General features: G+C 49.3%; 14 protein-coding genes. 2 read left to right on the top strand and 12 right to left on the bottom strand.

Annotated elements, in window-relative coordinates; genetic code table 11:
- Positions 1–21 precede the first annotated feature (21 nt).
- The 11 genes from HAL07_RS05115 to HAL07_RS05060 form a co-directional block, all read right to left on the bottom strand.
- The gene (locus tag HAL07_RS05115) at positions 22–273 is read right to left on the bottom strand and encodes a helix-turn-helix domain-containing transcriptional regulator (protein ID WP_053945350.1); all 252 of its coding nucleotides are present in this window, start codon (positions 271–273) and stop codon (positions 22–24) included.
- The gene (locus HAL07_RS05110) at positions 266–562 is read right to left on the bottom strand and encodes a type II toxin-antitoxin system RelE/ParE family toxin (protein ID WP_053945349.1); all 297 of its coding nucleotides are present in this window, start codon (positions 560–562) and stop codon (positions 266–268) included. Before HAL07_RS05110 ends, HAL07_RS05115 begins: the two co-directional genes overlap by 8 nt.
- Positions 563–605: 43 nt before the next feature.
- On the bottom strand, positions 606–2,102 hold the full coding sequence (locus HAL07_RS05105) for a hypothetical protein (RefSeq protein ID WP_156295948.1): 1,497 nt from the start codon (positions 2,100–2,102) through the stop codon (positions 606–608).
- 59 nt (positions 2,103–2,161) lie between these two features.
- Positions 2,162–2,803: a hypothetical protein gene (locus HAL07_RS05100; RefSeq protein ID WP_053945347.1), complete on the bottom strand. Its 642-nt coding sequence runs from the start codon at positions 2,801–2,803 to the stop codon at positions 2,162–2,164.
- Positions 2,800–3,870: a hypothetical protein gene (locus HAL07_RS05095; RefSeq protein ID WP_053945346.1), complete on the bottom strand. Its 1,071-nt coding sequence runs from the start codon at positions 3,868–3,870 to the stop codon at positions 2,800–2,802. Before HAL07_RS05095 ends, HAL07_RS05100 begins: the two co-directional genes overlap by 4 nt.
- 1,857 nt (positions 3,871–5,727) lie before the next feature.
- The gene (locus HAL07_RS05085) at positions 5,728–6,495 is read right to left on the bottom strand and encodes a hypothetical protein (protein WP_053945344.1); all 768 of its coding nucleotides are present in this window, start codon (positions 6,493–6,495) and stop codon (positions 5,728–5,730) included.
- A 278-nt stretch (positions 6,496–6,773) separates the two neighbouring features.
- Entirely contained in the window at positions 6,774–7,361 is a 588-nt protein-coding gene (locus HAL07_RS05080; protein WP_053945343.1) for a hypothetical protein, read from the bottom strand.
- Positions 7,354–7,776, bottom strand: coding sequence for a hypothetical protein (locus HAL07_RS05075; RefSeq protein WP_053945342.1), 423 nt, complete (start codon positions 7,774–7,776; stop codon positions 7,354–7,356). Before HAL07_RS05075 ends, HAL07_RS05080 begins: the two co-directional genes overlap by 8 nt.
- The gene (locus tag HAL07_RS05070) at positions 7,773–8,171 is read right to left on the bottom strand and encodes a hypothetical protein (RefSeq protein ID WP_053830864.1); all 399 of its coding nucleotides are present in this window, start codon (positions 8,169–8,171) and stop codon (positions 7,773–7,775) included. Before HAL07_RS05070 ends, HAL07_RS05075 begins: the two co-directional genes overlap by 4 nt.
- 2 nt (positions 8,172–8,173) lie before the next feature.
- Positions 8,174–8,530, bottom strand: coding sequence for a hypothetical protein (locus HAL07_RS05065; protein WP_053945341.1), 357 nt, complete (start codon positions 8,528–8,530; stop codon positions 8,174–8,176).
- A gap of 10 nt (positions 8,531–8,540) precedes the next feature.
- Positions 8,541–9,239: a phage capsid family protein gene (locus HAL07_RS05060; protein WP_238374491.1), complete on the bottom strand. Its 699-nt coding sequence runs from the start codon at positions 9,237–9,239 to the stop codon at positions 8,541–8,543.
- Between HAL07_RS05060 and HAL07_RS05055 the strand changes: the two genes are divergently transcribed.
- On the top strand, positions 9,226–9,591 hold the full coding sequence (locus HAL07_RS05055) for a GmrSD restriction endonuclease domain-containing protein (RefSeq protein ID WP_053945340.1): 366 nt from the start codon (positions 9,226–9,228) through the stop codon (positions 9,589–9,591). The two genes, HAL07_RS05060 and HAL07_RS05055, sit on opposite strands and share 14 nt — an antisense overlap.
- On the top strand, positions 9,588–10,328 hold the full coding sequence (locus HAL07_RS05050; protein WP_053945339.1) for a DUF262 domain-containing protein: 741 nt from the start codon (positions 9,588–9,590) through the stop codon (positions 10,326–10,328). Before HAL07_RS05055 ends, HAL07_RS05050 begins: the two co-directional genes overlap by 4 nt.
- Positions 10,329–10,452: 124 nt before the next feature.
- Here the strand turns inward: HAL07_RS05050 and HAL07_RS05045 are convergent, their stop codons facing one another.
- Positions 10,453–19,137 carry a DNA-directed RNA polymerase subunit beta/beta' gene (locus HAL07_RS05045; protein ID WP_053945338.1) on the bottom strand — a complete coding sequence of 2,895 codons (8,685 nt, stop codon included), beginning with the start codon at positions 19,135–19,137 and terminating at the stop codon, positions 10,453–10,455.
- Positions 19,138–19,162 lie beyond the last annotated feature (25 nt).

Raw genomic sequence — 19,162 nt, 5'->3', positions numbered from 1 at the left:
CAGCTTAAGGGGGTTTAAGGTTTAAGCGCTCTTAATGGCTGTGGCGTTGGCAAGGACTTTAAAACCATAGCCGAGCTTTTTAAGCGCGTCTAAAAGCCAAGTTTCGCCCTCTAAAGGCGGTAATTCTATGCCCTTAGCCTCCGCGATGTCTTCTAACGCCCCTTTGAGCTCTTGAAGGTCGCCATCGTGTAAAATTTCGTTAAGGTAGTGTAGGCGGAACTCTTCTGTGGTTAAAATGCTAGACACTTTAAATTCTGTAAAAACTTCAGCCATGGAAATCCTTTAAAATTTCTTGGGCTTTGATTATATCCTTTTGTTGGGTGCTTTTGTCCCCCCCACAAAGTAGAATGACTAAAGTGTCGCCCTTTTTAGCCACATACAGCCGATACCCCGGGCCTGAATGTATCCTTAACTCAAAAATCACGCCTAAGATATGCTTATGGTCGCCAAAATGCCCGCTCTCGCTTAAAGCCTTTAAACGCCGGGTAACGGCACTCTTAGCGCTCGTATCCTTAAGGCTTTCTAGCCAATCTAAAAATGTTTTTGATGTTTTGACTTGCATAGCCACAAATGTAGCACAAGGCTAACTTAAACCCCTTAACCCTCTAAATCCTCCATGTCCTTCTAGCGCTGTAGCGGGGTTTAAACTCTGTGCCTGTGTGGGTTTGGGGGGTGTAGTGGGGTTTAACCTCGGGATGGGATAGCGCGCTAGCTAAAGCGTCGATGCAGTCATCTTGGCGGTAGGGCCGATCGGGGTTGAAGCTGAAGAGCTCTTTTTTTAACTGCTCTTGGTTTTGGCAGGCGTGGCTGACCACTAAAAAGCCCGTATTGTAATAGGGGCGCAGCGCTTTGATTTTATCGACTTTAGAGATTTTGCGGCTAGGGGTGTAGCAGTAGATGCGGTCGTTTAAAGGCTCTTTGTAGGCCTCTTTAGCCCGTTGGTTAAACTTCACCAACTCGACCATTAAAAGCCGATGCAAGACCAACCCCCCGCCGTCACTTTCAATAAAGGTTAAGGCCTCTTTATACTTCTCTTTGGCTTGTAGAATGTTGTTAATGGTGTCCTCTTCGCTCCACACCCCATAAAACACATCTAAGACGATAAACCGCACAGAACCGCTGTAATTCTCCGCCCCCACCACCACCACGGCCCGATTGTCCGCACTCTCTTTAACACTGACGGCGTTATCGACAAAGATATAGGCGTTAAAGGGCCCCACCTCGTGTAAAAATACATTCGTGTAAAGGTTCTCATCAAAGTAGCCCCCACTTGTGGCGATGGGCTCTTGCAGGTATTGCGCGCTAAACTCGTCATTGCCCATTTGCAGGCGCAAGGCTTGCAATTCGTCTAAATTGTGGCGGGCCTCAAAAAGGGCGGTGTTGGGGGCTCTGGTGTAGCTGAAGTCCTTAATGTTGTAGAGCTCTTCGTGCGCATTGATGGCCTTAAGGCGGACGATGTGCCAGCGCTGGATCGTGTCCTCGTCAAACTCTCTAGGATTTAAGAGAAACCCGCATAAGTCGTTTGTGCCCAGCCGTTGCATGAGCAGGGTTATATTGCTCTCGTTGTCTTGCAAACGGCTTAAAACGCTCTCTTTAAAGTTGGTTTGCACTTCTTTAACGGCCACGCGTCTACTCATCTCGCTCACCTTGATGGGGTCGTCTATGAGGATTTGGTGCGCGTGAAAGCCCGTTAAAGCGCTCCTAAGCGTGGTGACGAACAAACCCCCGCCTTCTCTTAAAACGAACTCTTGGGCGTTGTCTTGCAAGAACTCTAAGGGCTCGGGGAAGATTAGAGCGTAAAATTTAGACTTCATCAAGTCCCTAACTTGATTGGCGATTTTTCTACATAAATCGTCCGAGTAGCTGATATAAAAGAATTTACGGCCCCGATTGAGCCCCAAAGCCCACGCAATGAAACAGCGCGCGATGATCTCGGTTTTGCCATAACTGGGGGGCATGTTGATCATCAAGCGCGTTAAAAGCTTGCTTTCGCCTGCGGTGTTAGGCTGGGTGCACTCAAGGACTTTGCATAAATATTTGATGTGCCAACTATCCAAGAAAGGAGCGAGGTTGTAACGCGCCCATTTGAGTTTAACGAACATATACAAATCCCTTTGGGCTAAAGTCCTTAACGCCAATTCTCTTTGCAAATTCTCCAAACTTAATTCCTTGTAAAGGGGTCGCCAAAATGCGCGTAACTAGGTTTTGGCTGTTGTGGGGGGACCACAGGCAATAAAGAGGCCTTCACACCCAAAGCGGGCTTATTTTGCTCAAAGTCGCCAAGCATGGGTTTTTGGGCCACTTTAGAAGCTTTAATGTCTTTTGGGTCGTTGGAAGTGCCGGCAGTCTTGCCCCATTCGAATTGCTGTATTTGATTGCCCCGGGTCAAAGACCCCGTATAAGCGGCTTGGGCTTTGGTGCGGATGGTGTCTAGTTTGAACTGCTTATTAAATTGCGCAGCGCTCTGTGCTAAACGCTCGCGGTGCTGTTGGTAGTTTTGTTGTAATTCTTGGGCTCTTAGGGCCTTTTGTTGCTCTAGCTCCTTAGCTCTTTGGGTTAAAGTGCTGTCAAACTGCGCTTGTTGTTTGGCCGATTCGCGCATGTTGGCTTGCATTTGGTCGTTAAACTGCTCTTTGGCTAGGGCTTGTTGGCCTAAAGCGTGGATGCCACTCATCGCATTGCCCACGCTTTGCTGGGCGCTTAAAAAGGCGTTTTGCAAAGTGTTATGGGCTTGGGCTTGGGCTTGGCCGGCTTGGGCCATCAAGGCTAAAGCCCCACGGCCGGCGCTGATGTCCTCTCTCATGGCGCTTCTCCTGCTTTGACTTGTGGCCAAGAGATCACACACACCCCCCCTGATCCCACCACGACATTAATCGGGTTTTTAGTTGAGATGAGAACCCAGTTACTCGCACACGCCCCCATTTGTCCAATTCCCCTCACATTCCCAAGCCCCCCAGCCACGCTAACATAACCGCCAAAACTCGTGGGGTTGCCTCTGTTTGGGCTATTAGTGGGCCCAGTGCCTCCTTGGATGAACACATAGTAATAGATGTTCTCAATAGGGGGGGTGAAGGTGGCATTTGAACTAAAAGTTTGGGTGGCGAAGTTAAAGCCATAATCTTTTTGGCGCTTTTCAATGACGAGCATTTGGGATTTGATGGCCGCAATCTGCGAGGCTTGCGCATTGCCCTCTGTGACTATTTGGCCCACAAGAGTGGTTTTAAACACGCTCAAATCGTCTTTGGCCTTGTTAAGCTCTTTGGGAATGTCCCCGTATTTGGCCCGTATTTGGGTGTCTATGTCGTTCATTTTGGCCGTGACATTGGCGTTATAGTCCTTAAGCTTCTCCTCGTGGTTTTGGTTATAGGCCTGTAATTTGGCCACGGCTGTGTCGTTGTAGGCGGTGGATTTTAGGGTGTCGTTGGCGTTGTAATCCTTCATCTTTTGCATGTGGTTTTCGTTGAACTCTAAGAGTTTAGCACTCGTGGTGTCGGCGATGTCGGCGATTTTCGCATGCGTGGCAGTGTTTAAGGATTTTAAATTAGCGCTAACGCTCGCCTCGTAGCTGTTGATTTTGGCATCGTGGTTAGCGTTGTAGGCTTGGCTTTTGGCCTCGTAGTTGGCGTTAAAGGCCTCTAGCTTCTCTGTGGCATTGGCGTTATAGGTGGTGGTGTAGGTGTCTAGGTTGTTTTTAAACTCCTCTAGTTTTTGCATATTGCCCGTGTTGAAGGCTTGGACTTGCTTTTGGGCATCTTGTAGGTGGGTTAGGACATTTTGGTTAAAGTCTTGCATTTTGGCCGTGGCATTGGCGTTGTATTCGTCTAACTTTTGTTGGTCGTTTTGGTTGTAATCGGCGATGCGCTGATCCATCGTGGCCTTAAACTCTTGCACATGCGCTAAGTTGTCGCGGTTAAAATCCTGAACTTGTTGCTTGGCGTGGGCGATGGCCTCGGTTAGGTCGGTGTGGTATTGGTTGAGTTTAGCGGTGTGGTTGGCGTTATAAGCCTTAGTCNTTGGGCGGTGTTGGTATAGGCTTCTAGCTTTTCTGTGGCATTGGCGTTATAAGCCTTAGTCTTAGCCTCGTCATTGGCATTAAAGGCTTCTAGCTTCTCTGTGGCGGTGTTGCTAAAGGCTTCTAGCTTCTCTTGGGCGGTGTTGGTATAGGCCTCTAGCTTTTCTGTGGCATTGGCGTTATAAGCCTTAGTCTTAGCCTCGTCATTGGCGTTAAACGCCTCTAGCTTCTCTTGGGCGGTGTTGGTATAGGCTTCTAGCTTTTCTGTGGCATTGGCGTTATAAGCCTTAGTCTTAGCCTCGTCATTGGCATTAAAGGCTTCTAGCTTCTCTTGGTTATTTTGGTTAAAGGCCAACAAGGTGGCCTTTAAATCGGCTTTTGTGGCTTCGATGGCTTTTTCTAGGTCTAAAAGCTTTTCATCTGTGGCATCTAGGGTGCTTTTGGCTAAAGCCTGCAACAAGTCGCGGATTTTCACCACTTCCCTAAACTGATGATCTACATTGCTCACCCTTAGGGCCATCTCATTATTGAAGGTGTCTATGTTGTTTTGGGCTTGCTCTAATTGGGCGGTGGTGGTTTCCTCAATGTGGGTTTGGATGGCCTCAATTTCAGCCGTGATTTTCTCTTGCAACTGCAAAAGGTCGGTGCTGATGTCCTTTTCGCGGGTGTTGATGGAATTAATGGCCGTGAGGAGGTTTTCTTGAATGCTACTGAGCGCATCCGCGCTTAAATCGCGCATCTCTTGGATGTGGGCTTGGGCTTGTTCATTGGCCTCTAGCAAGGAATCGCGCAAGGGTTGGATGTTCTCTAGCTTTTTAAGCAGCAGTTCGACCTGCCCTTTAAACACCAGCACAGAGTCGCTCTCTTTCTTGGCGCGGGCGATGAGCTGGCTTACCAAATCGGCTTGAGCTAGGGCTAATTCGAAGTTCTTTACAATTTGGCCATTGTTGCGGATCATCACGCCATTAAAATCGTTAAAATAGGCGTTGTAATCGGCAATCAAGGTTTTAATCGTTTTGATCTGTGCCTTGATGTAAGCGGCTTGCGCTCTAGCCGAGCTGTCCATCACGCTTAGGCTGTCGTAGTAGTTTTTCACCGCCTGAAAGCTCGCTAGCACCCTAGAGATGCCCTGTAAGCTCAAATAAATTTGGCGCTTCCAATCCTCATTAGAGTTTAAAGCTTGTTCTAATTCATCTAAAAGCCCCGTGTCTAGGTTGATGGCTGGCAAGGGCCCGGCTTCGGGGACGGCTTCTAACTCTCTTAAAGGGGGCAGGGCGGGCAGGGCATCTAGGCTGGATTTGGGTTTTAGGGTGTTGGCCAGCTCTAGGGTGAGTTTGGCCTTAGCCACCATCGCCTTAGCCTGCTCTAGCGCGTTGGCATTCTCGTTTAAAACCTCCTTAGCTTGCTCTTGTTTGCTTAAAGCGTCTTTGGCTTGGGTTTGGGCTTTTTTGGCCTCATCTAGGGCTAAATTGGCTTGCCGCAAGGCCTCCTTAGCTTTAGCGATGTTTTCTTGTTGCTCGGGCGTGAGCTCTTGCTCCACTTGCTCCACTTGGTCTGCTTGCTCTTGGTCTGGGGATTTTGTGGCCTCTGCTTGGGCTTCTTCTGGTTGCTCTTGCACTTTAGGGGGGGCTTGCTCTAAATCTAAGGCATCTTTGACTTCTCTTAGGTCTTGGGTTAAATCTTGATTGCGGTTTTCATCATCCATGCTTTACTCCTCACTTTAGATTAAAACTTGATTCGGGGCTGACTAAAATATCTAAGCTCTGGCTAGCCGATCCACCCGTGCCCTGACTGTTGAAAGTCACCCGATAAATGTCCGGCCTCGATTGCTTGAACAGCATAAAGTTGCCCTCAAAAGTCCGCCCATTGCAGCTAAAACTATTATGGGCGTTGCTGATCGTGCTCGTCCCCCATATCCTGATCGGGTGATCGGGCAGCGTCTCTAGGCTTTGGGCGTAAATTTGCACTTCTAAGGCCACCCCATTAAAGGGGGCTAAACCCTGCAATTCCTGCCCCAATCTAGCCAATTCGCCTTCTAAAGGACTTGCCCTATCGTCTAGGCCTATGCGGTTGATGGTTTTAATCACATTGCCCGCGTGCGCGGCGATGGCGCTTTCATTCGTGGCGTTGCCCACGACTTGTAAAAAGCTCACATAAGCATTTGCGCGGTTGATGGCGGCATTGTCCTTAAGCGACCTTAGCATGCTCTCACACTGTATCAGCGTGTTTAACATCTGGGCTTTAGTGGCCTCTAGCTGGTGTTTGGCGTTGATGGCATCGATTTCTAGCTTGGCCTTTAGCTGGGCTTGCTCTAGGCCCAATTTGGCCTGCTCTAAATTGACTTGCAATTCTTGCAAATAAAGCTTCTCGTATTCGATGGCCCCTTGCATGCATAGATTGTTTAGCTCTTTGGTGCTGAAGTTTTGGGTTTGTAAAGCTTCCCTTAGGCCTAAGAAGTTTCTTATAAAGCGGTTAAAATTCATGCACACCGCCCAAATCTGTTATAATGCGCGGGTTGGATGCCATGCGTTTTTCCTTGTCGCTTCTTTGGCGCATCACAAGGTTTAGGCTTTGTTGAGAGGGTAAGGGGGCAAGCGGGTAACCTCCTAGAAAGGAGAAACCGCATGAAACTATTAATAGCTCTCGTGTTGTGGGTGGTGCTAGCGACACCACTACACTAAGGGAGGTTGGGGGGCACCCGCAAGGGTGCAAACCCACACAAGGGTTATTGTATCCAACTTTCTTAAAATCTAAAATTAATCTACACACGGACGACTCTACTTTGGCAATTTTGCGCCCGCGAGAAGAGGCTATTTAAATGCATGGCTAAAAGATTCTTAGCCTCGTGGTAGAGGTTTTTAAGCACCCCAATTTTATTAAAATTTTGCTCGTCTGTGGGGATTTCTAAGAGCAAAGCAAGCGTTCCATAAACCACAGCTTGGCTAGCAATGGAGGGCAGGGGCAAGAACTCGGCCACATCGCTTAAGGGCTCATAGGCGCAATAGATCACATTGAGCGTTCCGCTTGCAAAAGGGCTAACACTAAGCTTATCGCCCTGCACCAATAGGCTAAACTCTTTGGCGTTGTCTAGGTCTGTTCGGCTAAACAAAATGGAATTGTTAAACTTGGCTTCTAACACGCAAAGCAAATGCGGGCAATGGATGGAACGGTTATTAGGGCCAATTTGGCGGGTTTGTTGGGCCTTGTTGAGCTTAAACTCTACGATGAGCTGGGCAGCGATGGTGTTAATGGCATCTAGAATCTCGGCATCGCTAAAGCGCAAATCTCTATAGTTTTGGTCTTTGAGCCGCGAGCGAATGACATTTAAAGCGCTATTGACACTAAACACCCAAACCCCCTAAAAGCGCGTATTCCAAAACATCAAAATAAGGCGGAATCAAGTAAGCATAGCCGTGAGCGGCGTTTAACTCTGTGATCGCGATGAAAGCCTTAATGAGCTCTTGCTGGGCAGCATTTTGGGGCATCTGCTGCGTGGTTAAATATCTATCCAGCAAATCCACATCTAAATTGATGAAGTTTAATTGTTTGGGGTAGTCTTTGTAATGCAAAACCCCCCCACCCGCACACACGCTAAATTCCACGCCATTAAACGCATAAGTGTCCCCGGGGGCGTTGATCTCTAGCTCTAATTGCGGATGGGCAGTTGTGTATTCAGGCTTGGCCTCCCAATGCCCCTTGATGTTGCCATAGCGCCCCACAAGCTCGACAATCCCCGGCCGATCAAATTGGACCCATCTTTTCATTGGCGTTGCATGGGGTTAGGCTCGTAGCCTTGCGCGCTGGCGGCGATGGTTTTATTCGCCTCTAGCCGTTCGTTTTCTCTAGCGTTGTAGCGGCGATTCTCTTCGTCAAATTGCCTTTGGGCGAGCTTCATTTGTTGATCGGCTTGTTGGAGCTGTTTATTGGTCGCCCAAATGCCCACGCCCAAATTGGCTAGCCCTAGGCCAATGCTAAGGCCTTGCAAGCCCACACCGCCCCAAGATAGAGCACTTGAGCCCAAGCCGCCTAGACTTGAGCCCAAACCGCCTAGACTTGAAACCCCACCACTTGAAACCCCACTAACCCCAATGGTGGGCACGGCGGTGGTGCTGGTGTTGATGGGATTAAAGTTATAGCCCCAATTAGACCCATAGGTCATGGCTACACCTCTAAGACAACTTCACTAGGAACGAAGTAATGCACGCGTAAGATCGCCCTGCTTTCGCTGTCTTTGTCAAAGCCGACAATCGTCGCGTTGATCGTGGTGGAGACTTTGGCGCAATAAAGCTTTTCGCTGTTATGAAACCCTGCGGTGTCCCCGGGAATGTCGTTCATGAAGTAGTCTTCTTCATCTTTAAAGCCGATGTCTAAGCTAGCCCCCGCTTGAGGCTTTGCAATCTCTAAATTCACCCTCAACACCTCTGCGCCTTGGGGCAGGGCTACAAGCTGCTTACCCTCCTCATCTAGGCCAAATTCCACCTTGCAAAGGTAGCTAATGTTTTTAACTTTTTGCTGCATGTTCTCTCCCTTAGTGTTTGGCGCTAAATAGCCCAATGACGGCGAAATCGCTATTATTATAAAGGCTATCTACCCCGTTAGCACTGACGAAACGGGCTTTGCTAATGCCTAAAATGCGATCCACGCCGCAAATGGTTTTACGCCCGGCATCTTCGGTTTCATTGATGTAAAAGTTAATCGAGCTATTGCCAGCCAACACTAATGCGCTAGCCCCAATCAAGGCCCCAATGGAGACGGGCACATCCTCGCTAGCGTAGGCACTTGGAGGCGTGATTTTAGGGGTGTTTTGGGGGTTGATGTTGGCGTTAAACTCGTGATCGGGCACATCGGAGTTTAACAACCCCACATTTACAGAAGTCCAAACGCCCATATCTAAAATGGGGCAATTGTCAATCAGCCCCACAATGCCGCTAAAGAGAGCGTTTTTATCCCCGCGAACGCCGGCGAACTTTTGCAACTCTTGGTATTCAGGATCGCTTTTAAGCTGGTTGATGGCGAAACTATCCAGCAAGATAATATAGCTGTAATTTTGCACGCTAACCCCTCCTGTGGTGATGGCTTCGCTTCTAATGGGCTTGATGGGGAAAGCTTGCTTGTTGTTGTGTTTTAAGCCAGCTCTAGCTTGGAATATGGCCCGTCTAATGGCCTTCACATTCATCGTATCGTCTGCGGTGATGGTTTTAGTGAAAGTGGGGATGTCTTTTTCCACATATCTTGATACTCAAAAATTATTAGACAAAATAGACGAAACTTTTAAAGACCATGAGGCATTGCACCGCTTACAAAACCTCACCTTGTTGGACAAGGAATCTAACAGCGCAATCGGTAACCTCATCTTTAGCAAAAAGCGTAAAAAGATTGAGGAACGCAAACACCAACATAAGTTGATCCCCATTTGTACACAGATGGTGTTTGAAAAGGCGTTTTCTAAAAACACAGGCAATCCAGATGTCTTCACCACACAGGACCAAGAAGATTATTTGAATAAAATCGAAGAATCTTTAAAAGAATACTTACCGCAAGCGCAAAAAGAAGACAACAATGATGAGGACAACGCATGAAACCCATGACTTTTCTAGACTTTTTAGGTTGTTACGCCCACATAGAAGTCCCCATGTTGCAAAGGGATTATGCACAAGGGCGGCGGTCTCAAAAATATGTCGCGGACAATTTTTTAGACGCTCTTTTTGAAGTGATAGAGGGCAGAAAATACAAATTGCACCTTGATCTTATCTATGGCTATAAAGATAAAGAGGGAGGGGTCTTTAAACTCATCGATGGACAACAACGCATCACCACTTTATGGCTTTTGTATTTCCTCTTGTTTAGACGGGCAGAAAACTTAGATGCCATCAAAGCACAGCTGGCTAAATTCACCTACCATACAAGGGAGAGTTCTAAGGAGTTTTGTGAAAAACTCCTAAAAAAATCCAGTTCTTTTGCAACCAACAAGTGGCCCAGTGAAACGATCTTACAAGGAGGGAAATTTGGCGAAAAAGAGGACCTTAAAAACGACCCCACCATTAAAGCCATGATCTGCACCCTCGATCGCCTATACGAACGCCTGCGTTACATCAAAGACACGGATTGCTTAAAGAATACGGACTGCTTGAAAAATAGATTGGACCACATCACCTTTAGTGTGATCGACATGGGTGAGTTTGGGTTAGGCGAAGAGCTTTACATCAAATTGAATGCGCGGGGCAAATCCTTGAGTCCTTTTGAAAATCTCAAAGCCTTTATAGAGCAAAAAACCTATATCCAAACCTGCAACACACACCCAATAACTGCCCCCTAAGCTTGAGCCAAAATCGCAATCCTTTAGTCACTTTTAGAGTGGGGGTTAAAAACACCTAGCGCGAGCGTGGCTGGAATGGCGCGTGTGGGTGCGCCTTTTGTTGGCCCAAAACCTAGCCAAAGGGCTAGTTTTTGTCCTCTACTTTCACACAGACTTTTTTATCTTTGTAAAGCCCAGTGCCCACAGGGATCATGCGCCCTAGGACGACATTTTCTTTTAAGTCCTCCAAGAAATCCTTTTTCATCGCAATGCTCGCCTCGGTGAGCACTTTTGTGGTTTCTTGGAAGCTGGCCGCGGAAATGATGCTATCGCTGCCAATCGCCGCGCGGGTGATGCCAAGGAGCACGGGCTCGGCAATGGCCGGCTCGCCCTTGGCTAAGAGCACCCGTTGGTTTTCCTCTTTGAAGTGCTTCTTGCTCACCAAGTCGCCCTCGATGAACTTCGTGTTCCCGCTGTCTAAAATCCGCACTTGGCGCAACATTTGCGACACAATGATCTCGATGTGCTTGTCGGCAATATTCACGCCCTGACGGCGATAGACTTGCTGTACCTCGCTCACGATGTATTTATGCAACTCTTTTTCTCCGCTGATGCGCAAAATGTCGTGGCTGCTCACCACCCCATCGGTGATCGCCTCGCCGGCATGCACAAATTCGTTAGGATGCACTAAAATTTGTTTGCCCTTGTCGATGAAGTACTCCACCTTGCGCCCATCGACAGCGGTGATACACACCCTCTCTTTGTTGCGCACGGGTTTGTCAAAGCTCACCTGTCCATCAATTTCGCTCAAGATGGCTAGGTCTTTGGGCTTGCTTTTGCGCGCCTCAAAGATGTCGGAGACGCGGGGCAAGCCGCCTGTGATGTCCTTAGATTTAGCCGTGGCTTTGGGGATTTTTGCCAACACATCGGCCACTTCCACCTCAGCGCCCTCAGCAATGGTGATGGAAGTTTTGGGCTCGAGGGGGTAATAAATGGGCTCTTGGTTGCTTGTCTCGATCATCAGGCTGGGTTTAAAGCCTGTGGGGATGTATTCATTCACCACAAGGGTGCGCACGCCCGTATTCTCATCCTCAGTCTCTGTAACGCTCACCCCGGCCGCAATGTCGATAAAGCGCACCACCCCGCTCACATCGGCGATGATGGGGGTGTTGTAGGGGTCCCAGCTGGCAATGGTGTTCTTATTTTCTTGGCTGGGTTTAACCAAGAGGGTGTTGGCCTCCACGGGGCTGTTGTCATCCACTTGCACTAAGGAATCGCGGGCGATGTAGTGGCGAATCGCCTCTTGGTCGTTTTCATCCGCGACCACCGCAAACAAGCCCTTTTCCTCCACAATGTCCCCGGCTTTAATGCCCCTTGCGCGCTCCAAGTGATCGCCCACGAGGTTATAAAACTTCACCACGCCTTTTTCTTTAGCGCTGATTGCTTGGGTGATGGGGTCGTTGTCCTTAACCGCGATTTCGCTCGCATAGGGGATGCGGTTAGGCACATTCCAGCCGTCCTTGATGATGTCGGCGATGCTGCCCCCCTCATGCACCACATGCCCATTGCCATAGGGCAGATAGATTTTGCCCTCGATTTTCCCGCTCACACCGGCCAGTTCGTTAGGTCTAGCTACATCGCTCTTACGCAAAATAAATTTGGCCTCCTTATCGCCATCGCTCACGCTTAAAACGACTTCCTCATGCGCGCTGTCGATTTTGAGCGTGCCCGCAAAGGGGGCTTTGATTTTAGGCTCCACGACCAAGATTGCGGCGTTGCGGCGATTGACGATGATATTCTTGCCCTCTTTGTTTTGATAAGTTCTGATATTAAAGAAGCGCACAAAACCCTCGTTGCTCGCCACAATCTCGCGTTCCTCTTGGCTTCGTGAGGCCGTGCCGCCCACGTGGAAAGTGCGTAAAGTTAATTGCGTGCCCGGCTCGCCAATAGATTGGGCTGCCACCACGCCCACAGCCTCGCCCGGTTTGACCATTTTGCCCTCGCCCAAATTCAAGCCGTAGCACTTGGCGCACACGCCCTTTTGGGCCTTACAAGTGACGGGGGTGCGAATCGTGACGGATTTGATCCCCGCCTCCACAATGCGCTTGGCCTTTTCTTCATCCACCATGGTGTCCGCGTTTAGCAAAACTTCGTTTGTGAGTGGATCGATGATGTCCTCGACTAAGACCCGCCCAAAAATGCGCTCTTCTAAAGGCTCAATGAGCTCACTGCCCACCGTGATATCTGCAATCTCAATGCCCTCGTGCGTGCCGCAATCCTCTTGTACGACCTTGACATTTTGGGCGACATCGATGAGCTTACGGGTGAGATAGCCGGCGGTGGCCGTTTTTAAAGCGGTGTCGGCTAGGCCTTTGCGCGCCCCGTGCGTGGAGTTGAAATACTCGAGCACATTCAAGCCCTCTTTAAAGTTAGAGATGATGGGAGTTTCAATGATGGAGCCATCGGGCTTGGTCATTAAGCCTCGCATGGCGGAAAGTTGGCGGATTTGCGCGGCTGAACCGCGCGCGCCGCTATCGGCCATCATATAAATGGAGTTGAAGCCCTGCTTGTCGCTGGCAATGGCGGCCATCATCTCTTGGCTCATCGCATCATTGACCTCGGTCCAAATGTCGATGATTTTATTGTAGCGCTCTTGTTCGCTCAAATGCCCGCCCTCAAATTGTGCCTGAATCGCCTTCACCCGCTCTTTAGCCACCTCCACCATGCTGATTTTGTTAGCCGGAGTGATGATGTCCTCCATAGAAATAGAAATGCCCGCTTTTGTGGCGTATCTAAAGCCTAGATTCTTAAGATTGTCTAAGAATTTGGCGGTTTGGCCTATGCCGCTCTCTTTATAAACATAATCCACCAGCGCCCCGATGTCTTTTTTCTTAAGGACCTTGTTCCATAGGTGGGTGGGCACAAATTCGGGCAAAATGGATTTGATCACTAGCCGCCCGGCAGTGGTTTGCAGGATATGGCGCTCTTGCAAGACTCGCACTTTGGCATGCACATCTAACTCTTTGGCATCCACGGCCATCAAGACCTCATCCACGCTGGCAAAGAGCTTGTGCTCGCCCAACACGCCGCTTTTTTCTAAGGAGAGGTAGTAGAGCCCTAGCACCATGTCTTGGCTAGGCACGGCCACCGCCTTACCGCTGGCAGGCAGCAAGATATTCATCGAGCTTAACATCAACACCTTGCATTCAGTGATCGCCTCTTGGCTTAGGGGTACATGCACGGCCATCTGATCGCCATCAAAGTCGGCGTTGAAGGCCGAGCAAACTAAGGGGTGCAGCTGGATCGCCTTGCCATCGATGAGTTTTGGGTGGAAAGCTTGGATGGATTGTTTGTGCAGCGTGGGGGCGCGGTTTAAGAGCACAGGATAGCCATCCACGATCTCCTCCAAGCACTCCCAAACCTCGTTAGTTTTTTGCTCGATCATGCGCTTGGCTTGTTTGAGCGTGGTGGCAAAGCCTTTTTCTTCCAACTTAGAGAGCAAGTGCGGTTTAAAGAGTTCGAGCGCCATGTTTTTAGGCAGCCCGCATTGGTCCATGTTAAGATTAGGCCCCACCACAATCACGCTGCGGCCCGAGAAATCCACCCGTTTGCCTAGCAAGTTTTGTCTAAAGCGCCCTTGTTTGCCCTTGATGATTTCAGACAAAGATTTTAGGGGGCGTTTGTTTGCACCCTTGACGGCATTGGCGTTGCGCCCATTGTCAAACAGCGCATCCACGGCTTCTTGCAACATGCGCTTTTCGTTGCGCACGATGATCTCTGGCGCGCCTAGTTCCATCAGCCGTTTTAAGCGCTGGTTGCGGTTGATCACCCGTCTATAAAGTTCATTGACATCGCTTACGGCAAACTTGCCCCCATCTAGGGCCACAAGGGGGCGCAAATCGGGGGGCAAGACGGGCAAAGCGGTGAGCATCATCCACTCGGGGCGGTTGCCTGAATTGATAAAACTTTCCACGACTTTTAGCCGTTTAACCAATTTCTTTTTCTTGGCATCCGAGTTGGTGGTTTTGACCTCCTCTTTTAAAGACTCGAGCAAGCCCACGAGGTCCAGCTCTTCTAAGAGCTCTTTAATCACCTCGCCCCCCATTTGGGCGTTAAAATCCGGATCGCTGTTGTGGCGCTGGATGTTTTGGTACTGCTCCTCGTTCAAAATGTCGTACTTCATCACGGGTTTGGTGCCCTCAATGTCGTAGTGAGCCTGAGCGGGGTCTTTGACGATGTAGGCCTCGTAGTAGAGCACGCGCTCTAAATCTTTCATCTTAATGCCTAAAAGCGTGCCGATGCGGCTAGGCAAAGAATTGACATACCAAATGTGCGCTACGGGGGTGGCTAGCTCAATGTGCCCCATGCGAAAGCTGCGCACTTTAGAGCTGGTGATCGCCACGCCGCATTTTTCACAAGTGCCAATGGTTTTATAACGGGGTTTTTTATATTTGCCACATAAACACTCATAGTCTTTGGTGGGCCCAAAAATTTTCATGCAAAAGAGTCCATCGCGCTCGGGTTTGAGGGTGCGGTAATTGATGGTCTCGGGCTTTTTCACCTCCCCATAGCTCCACTCGCGGATTTTATCCGGGCTAGCCAATGTCAGCTGAAACGAGCTAAAGTCTTTGGGGCGATCGTCCTCTTTAATGACAATGGGTTTGGGCATGCCAAATTCATCCACTTCCTCATCAAAGATATTCACATCTAAAGCCAGAGATTGCAACTCTTTAGTTAAAACATAAAAAGTTTCGGGGATTTCGCTTTCCCCCACATGCTCGCCTCTAGCGATCGCTCTATAGGCGTTCTCTCTGCCCTTGATGTCATCAGACTTCACGGTCAGCATTTCTTTAAGTGTGTGCGCCGCGCCGTAGGCCTCCAAAGCCCACACCTCCATTTCCCCAAAGCGCTGCCCGCCAAAGAGAGCCTTCCCGCCCACGGGCTGGTGGGTGACCAAAGAATAAGGCCCCGTGCTTCTGGCATGCACTTTCTCATCAACCAAGTGGTGAAGCTTTAACATGTACATATAGCCCACATTGACGCGCTCTTTCATTTTCTCGCCCGTGCGCCCGTCATAAAGCTCGGTTTTGCCGTCTAAATCGATTTTGGCAAGTTTAAACAATTCCATAAACTGCTCTTGGCTAATGCCCTCAAACACGGGGATCGCAAATTTCACGCCATGTTGCCAATCTTTGGCGTACTCCAAAAGCTGCTCATCGCTGCACTTTTCAAGCATTTTAGCCAAGTCATGGTTATGGACATTCACCACATGGGCGATCTCAAGCATTTTAGCGCGCAATTTTGCGCTAAAGTCTTTGCTCTGCTCGGCCAAAAGGGCTTGGATTTGTTTGCCCAGCTCTTTGCCCACGAGGCCTAAATGCACCTCTAAGATCTGCCCGATGTTCATGCGGCTTGGCACGCCAAGGGGGTTTAGCACAATGTCGATGGGCTCGCCATCGGCGGTGTAGGGCATGTCAGCGATGGGCACGATGTTAGACACGATGCCCTTATTGCCGTGCCGCCCGGCCATTTTATCCCCCACTTTGAGCTTGCGCTTGGTGGCGATGTAAATTTTTACTTGCTTGATGACCCCATTGGGCAAAATGTCGTCTTTTTCTAAGATGGAGAGCTTTTTCTCGTGGCTTTGGCCTAAAAGTTTCTTTTGCTCCAAGATATTGTTTTTGATTTGCTCGAAGCGGTTTTGTACCTCTTTGCTGAATTTTTTAGACAAAGAGATGAGGCCAAAGCGGTTGGTGCTTTCCACGACTTCTCTTGGGATTTTGCTGCCCTTGGGGTAGGTGATGTCATTAAGCGTTGCTTCTTCCTCTAAAGGCTCTTGAGAGAAAATCGCGCTGATTTGCAGAGCCTCTTCTTTATCCAGCATTTTAAAATGCTTGTCGTGGCGATCGTCTAAGACCCATTTTTCCTCGTTGTAGGCACTTTGGGCGCGCGCGTCTCTCTCACAGCCCTTTTTGGTAAAGATTTTCACCCCAATCACCACGCCCTCGAGTGAGGGGGGGCAATAAAGCGATTTATTCACCACATGCCCGGCTTTGTCCCCAAAGATGGCACGCAGTAGGCGCTCTTCTGGCGTGCTTTTCATCTCGCCCTTGGGTGAAACTTTACCCACTAAGATCATCCCAGCACTGACATAAGTACCGATTTTGACAATCCCCCCATTATCTAGGTGGGCGACCTCTTCCTCTTTGACATCGGGGATGTCGGCGGTAAATTCCTCGATCCCGTGCTTAAGCTCCCTGGCTTCGATTTCTTTTTCATAGATGTGCACGGAAGTGAAGACATCGTCTTTGGTGATCTTCTCGCTCACCACGATCGCGTCCTCGAAGTTGTAGCCATTCCAGGGCATGAACGCCACGCGGATGTTTTTGCCTAGGGCCAATTCGCCCTGATCCATGCTCGGTCCATCGGCGATGATCTGCCCCTCTTCGATCACATCGCCCACTTTGACGATGGGTACTTGGTTAAAGCAGGTGTTTTGGTTGGTGCGTAAATTCTTTTGCAACAAATAAGAGGTGATGTGTGGCCCTTTTTGGGGATCTTTCTCCACAATGTAAATGTTTTCAGAATCCACTTCATCGACCACGCCCCTACGCTCTGCCTTCACACTCCCCCAAGAATCGCGCGCGATCACGCTTTCAATGCCCGTGCCCACAATGGGGGCTTCAGATTTGAGTAATGGGACAGCTTGGCGTTGCATGTTGGTCCCCATTAAGGCGCGGTTGGCATCGTCATGCTCTAAAAAGGGGATCAAAGACGCAGCCACGCCCACAAGGATTCGCGAGCTCAAATCCATTAAAGTGACTTTGTGTTTTTCATTGAGCACAATTTCTCCGCCCACCCTTGTTTCTACCAAGTCCTCGCAGATGCGCCCTTGTGCGTCTAGGGCGGTGCTGGCGGGTGCGATGATGTGCCCCTCCTCTTGGATGGCCGTTAAGTATTCGACCTGCTCGCCCACTTGGCCCTCTATAACTTTTTTATAAGGGGCTTCAATGAAGCCGAGTTCATTGACCCGTGTGAAGGTGGATAGGGTGTTGATGAGCCCGATGTTTTGCCCCTCTGGGGTCTCAATGGGGCAGATGCGCCCATAATGCGTGGGATGCACATCGCGCGCCTCAAAGCCCACGCGATCTTTGACTAGCCCACCCTCGCCCAAAGCCGACAAACGGCGTTTGTGCGTTACCTCGGATAAGGGGTTGGTTTGATCCATAAACTGGGAGAGTTGCCCGCTCATAAAAAACTCTAAAATCGTGCTGGTGATCATTTTAGAATTGACAAGGTCGTGGGGCATGAGCGCGTCTAAATTCGTGTTCATGGTGGTGAGCTTGTCTTTGATGGTCTTTTGCATTTTCATTAGACCCTCGTGCAACTCGTTTGCCAACAACTCGCCCACCGCTCTAATGCGGCGGTTGCCCAAGTGATCGCGATCGTCAATGCGCCCCTGCCCGTTTTTGATCTTAATGAGGTAGCGCACGGTTTCGATGATGTCCTCGTGGGTGAGCACGGTGACATAGTTGGGCACTTTTAAATGCAGTTTGTGATTCATTTTCATGCGCCCGACCATCGTTAAGTCGTAGCGCTCGGGGTCAAAGAAAAGTTGTTGCACATACTGCTGGGCAACTTCAGCCGTGACCGGATCTCCCGGGCGCATGACTTTATAGATGCGAATCGCCGCTAGGGCGTTTTCATCCTCGACTTTTTCGCTCTGCTTTAAGAGTTTTTGCGACTCGTTTCTAAGCGATTCGTTGTCGGAAGTGAAAGATTTAATGATGGAAGCGTCATGGCCTAGCGCAAGGTCGTTGGCGATGGTAAATTCTGTGATGCCCGCTTCCTTGATTTTGTCAAGCTTGGGTTGCTCTAAGAGAGTGAGCGCGTCAAAAAGGATTTCTTTATTTTTGTCCAAAATCGGTTCGGCTAGGTAGCGACTCAGCAAAATTTTTGTGGGGTATTCGACCCACTCGATGCCGCTCTCTTTAATTTCTTTGGCCTTTTTAGCGGTGAGTTTGCGGCTAGCGGCCAAGAGTACGCGCCCTTTTTCATCCTTTAAATCAAACTCTAAACGGCTATCCACCGCGATGCTCTCAAAGGGGATGTAGTAATGCCCCTCATCGCTGGGTTTGTAGCGCACCTTGAGCAAAGGATAGAAAATGCGGATGATGTCTTGTTTGCTATAGCCCAAAGCTCTAAACAGAATCGTGGCGGACACTTTACGGCGTTTGTTGATGCGTACATGCAAGATGTCCTTAACATCGTATTCAAAGTACAGCCAAGAGCCACGATCGGGGATGATCTGCCCCGTGTAAATGAGTTTATTGGCGCTGGTGGTGGATTTTTCCTCTTTAAAAATCACCCCCGGGCTTCTGTGCAACTGATTGACCACGACCCGCTCTACCCCATTGATGATAAAAGAAGTGCGATCCGTCATTAGAGGGATTTCGCGGATAAAAATGCTCTGTTCTTTAATGTCTTTAGGCCCTAGTTTTTCGCCCGTTTTAGGGTCTTTCTCCCAAAGAATCAAGCGGATTTTGATTTTGAGATAGACCGAATAGGTGATGCCCCGCTCCATCGCCTCGCGCACGGTGTATTTGGGTTCGCCGTATTCACAGCCCCCGTACTCTAAGGTGACGCGGTTTTGGCTGTCGTGGATGGGAAAAACGGATTTAAACACCCGCTCAATCCCGCTTTCTCTGCCCTCTTTGGCGTATAAAAATGCCTCATAGCTGTCCTTTTGCAAGAGTAGGAGGTTAGGGACTTGTAGGTCTTGGGGCATTTTTGTAAAATCTGCACGCAACCGATTTCTTAAAGTTTTCATGTCAATAAACCTTTTTGATGGAGAT

It is taken from the genome of Helicobacter ailurogastricus, assembly GCF_001282945.1.
Classification (GTDB): Bacteria; Campylobacterota; Campylobacteria; order Campylobacterales; family Helicobacteraceae; genus Helicobacter; species Helicobacter ailurogastricus.
The sequence above is the reverse complement of the archived record's forward strand: the minus strand, read 5'-3'. Positions and strand labels throughout refer to the sequence as shown.

Excerpts from the sequence above, each read along its gene's own strand:
- HAL07_RS05115 (WP_053945350.1), bottom strand. The coding sequence starts at position 273 with ATGGCTGAAGTTTTTACAGAATTTAAAGTGTCTAGCATTTTAACCACA.
- HAL07_RS05110 (WP_053945349.1), bottom strand. The coding sequence starts at position 562 with ATGCAAGTCAAAACATCAAAAACATTTTTAGATTGGCTAGAAAGCCTT.
- HAL07_RS05105 (WP_156295948.1), bottom strand. The coding sequence starts at position 2,102 with ATGTTCGTTAAACTCAAATGGGCGCGTTACAACCTCGCTCCTTTCTTG.
- HAL07_RS05100 (WP_053945347.1), bottom strand. The coding sequence starts at position 2,803 with ATGAGAGAGGACATCAGCGCCGGCCGTGGGGCTTTAGCCTTGATGGCC.
- HAL07_RS05095 (WP_053945346.1), bottom strand. The coding sequence starts at position 3,870 with ATGGATCAGCGCATCGCCGATTACAACCAAAACGACCAACAAAAGTTA.
- HAL07_RS05085 (WP_053945344.1), bottom strand. The coding sequence starts at position 6,495 with ATGAATTTTAACCGCTTTATAAGAAACTTCTTAGGCCTAAGGGAAGCT.
- HAL07_RS05075 (WP_053945342.1), bottom strand. The coding sequence starts at position 7,776 with ATGAAAAGATGGGTCCAATTTGATCGGCCGGGGATTGTCGAGCTTGTG.
- HAL07_RS05070 (WP_053830864.1), bottom strand. The coding sequence starts at position 8,171 with ATGACCTATGGGTCTAATTGGGGCTATAACTTTAATCCCATCAACACC.
- HAL07_RS05065 (WP_053945341.1), bottom strand. The coding sequence starts at position 8,530 with ATGCAGCAAAAAGTTAAAAACATTAGCTACCTTTGCAAGGTGGAATTT.
- HAL07_RS05055 (WP_053945340.1), top strand. The coding sequence starts at position 9,226 with ATGTCTTTTTCCACATATCTTGATACTCAAAAATTATTAGACAAAATA.
- HAL07_RS05050 (WP_053945339.1), top strand. The coding sequence starts at position 9,588 with ATGAAACCCATGACTTTTCTAGACTTTTTAGGTTGTTACGCCCACATA.
- HAL07_RS05045 (WP_053945338.1), bottom strand. The coding sequence starts at position 19,137 with ATGAAAACTTTAAGAAATCGGTTGCGTGCAGATTTTACAAAAATGCCC.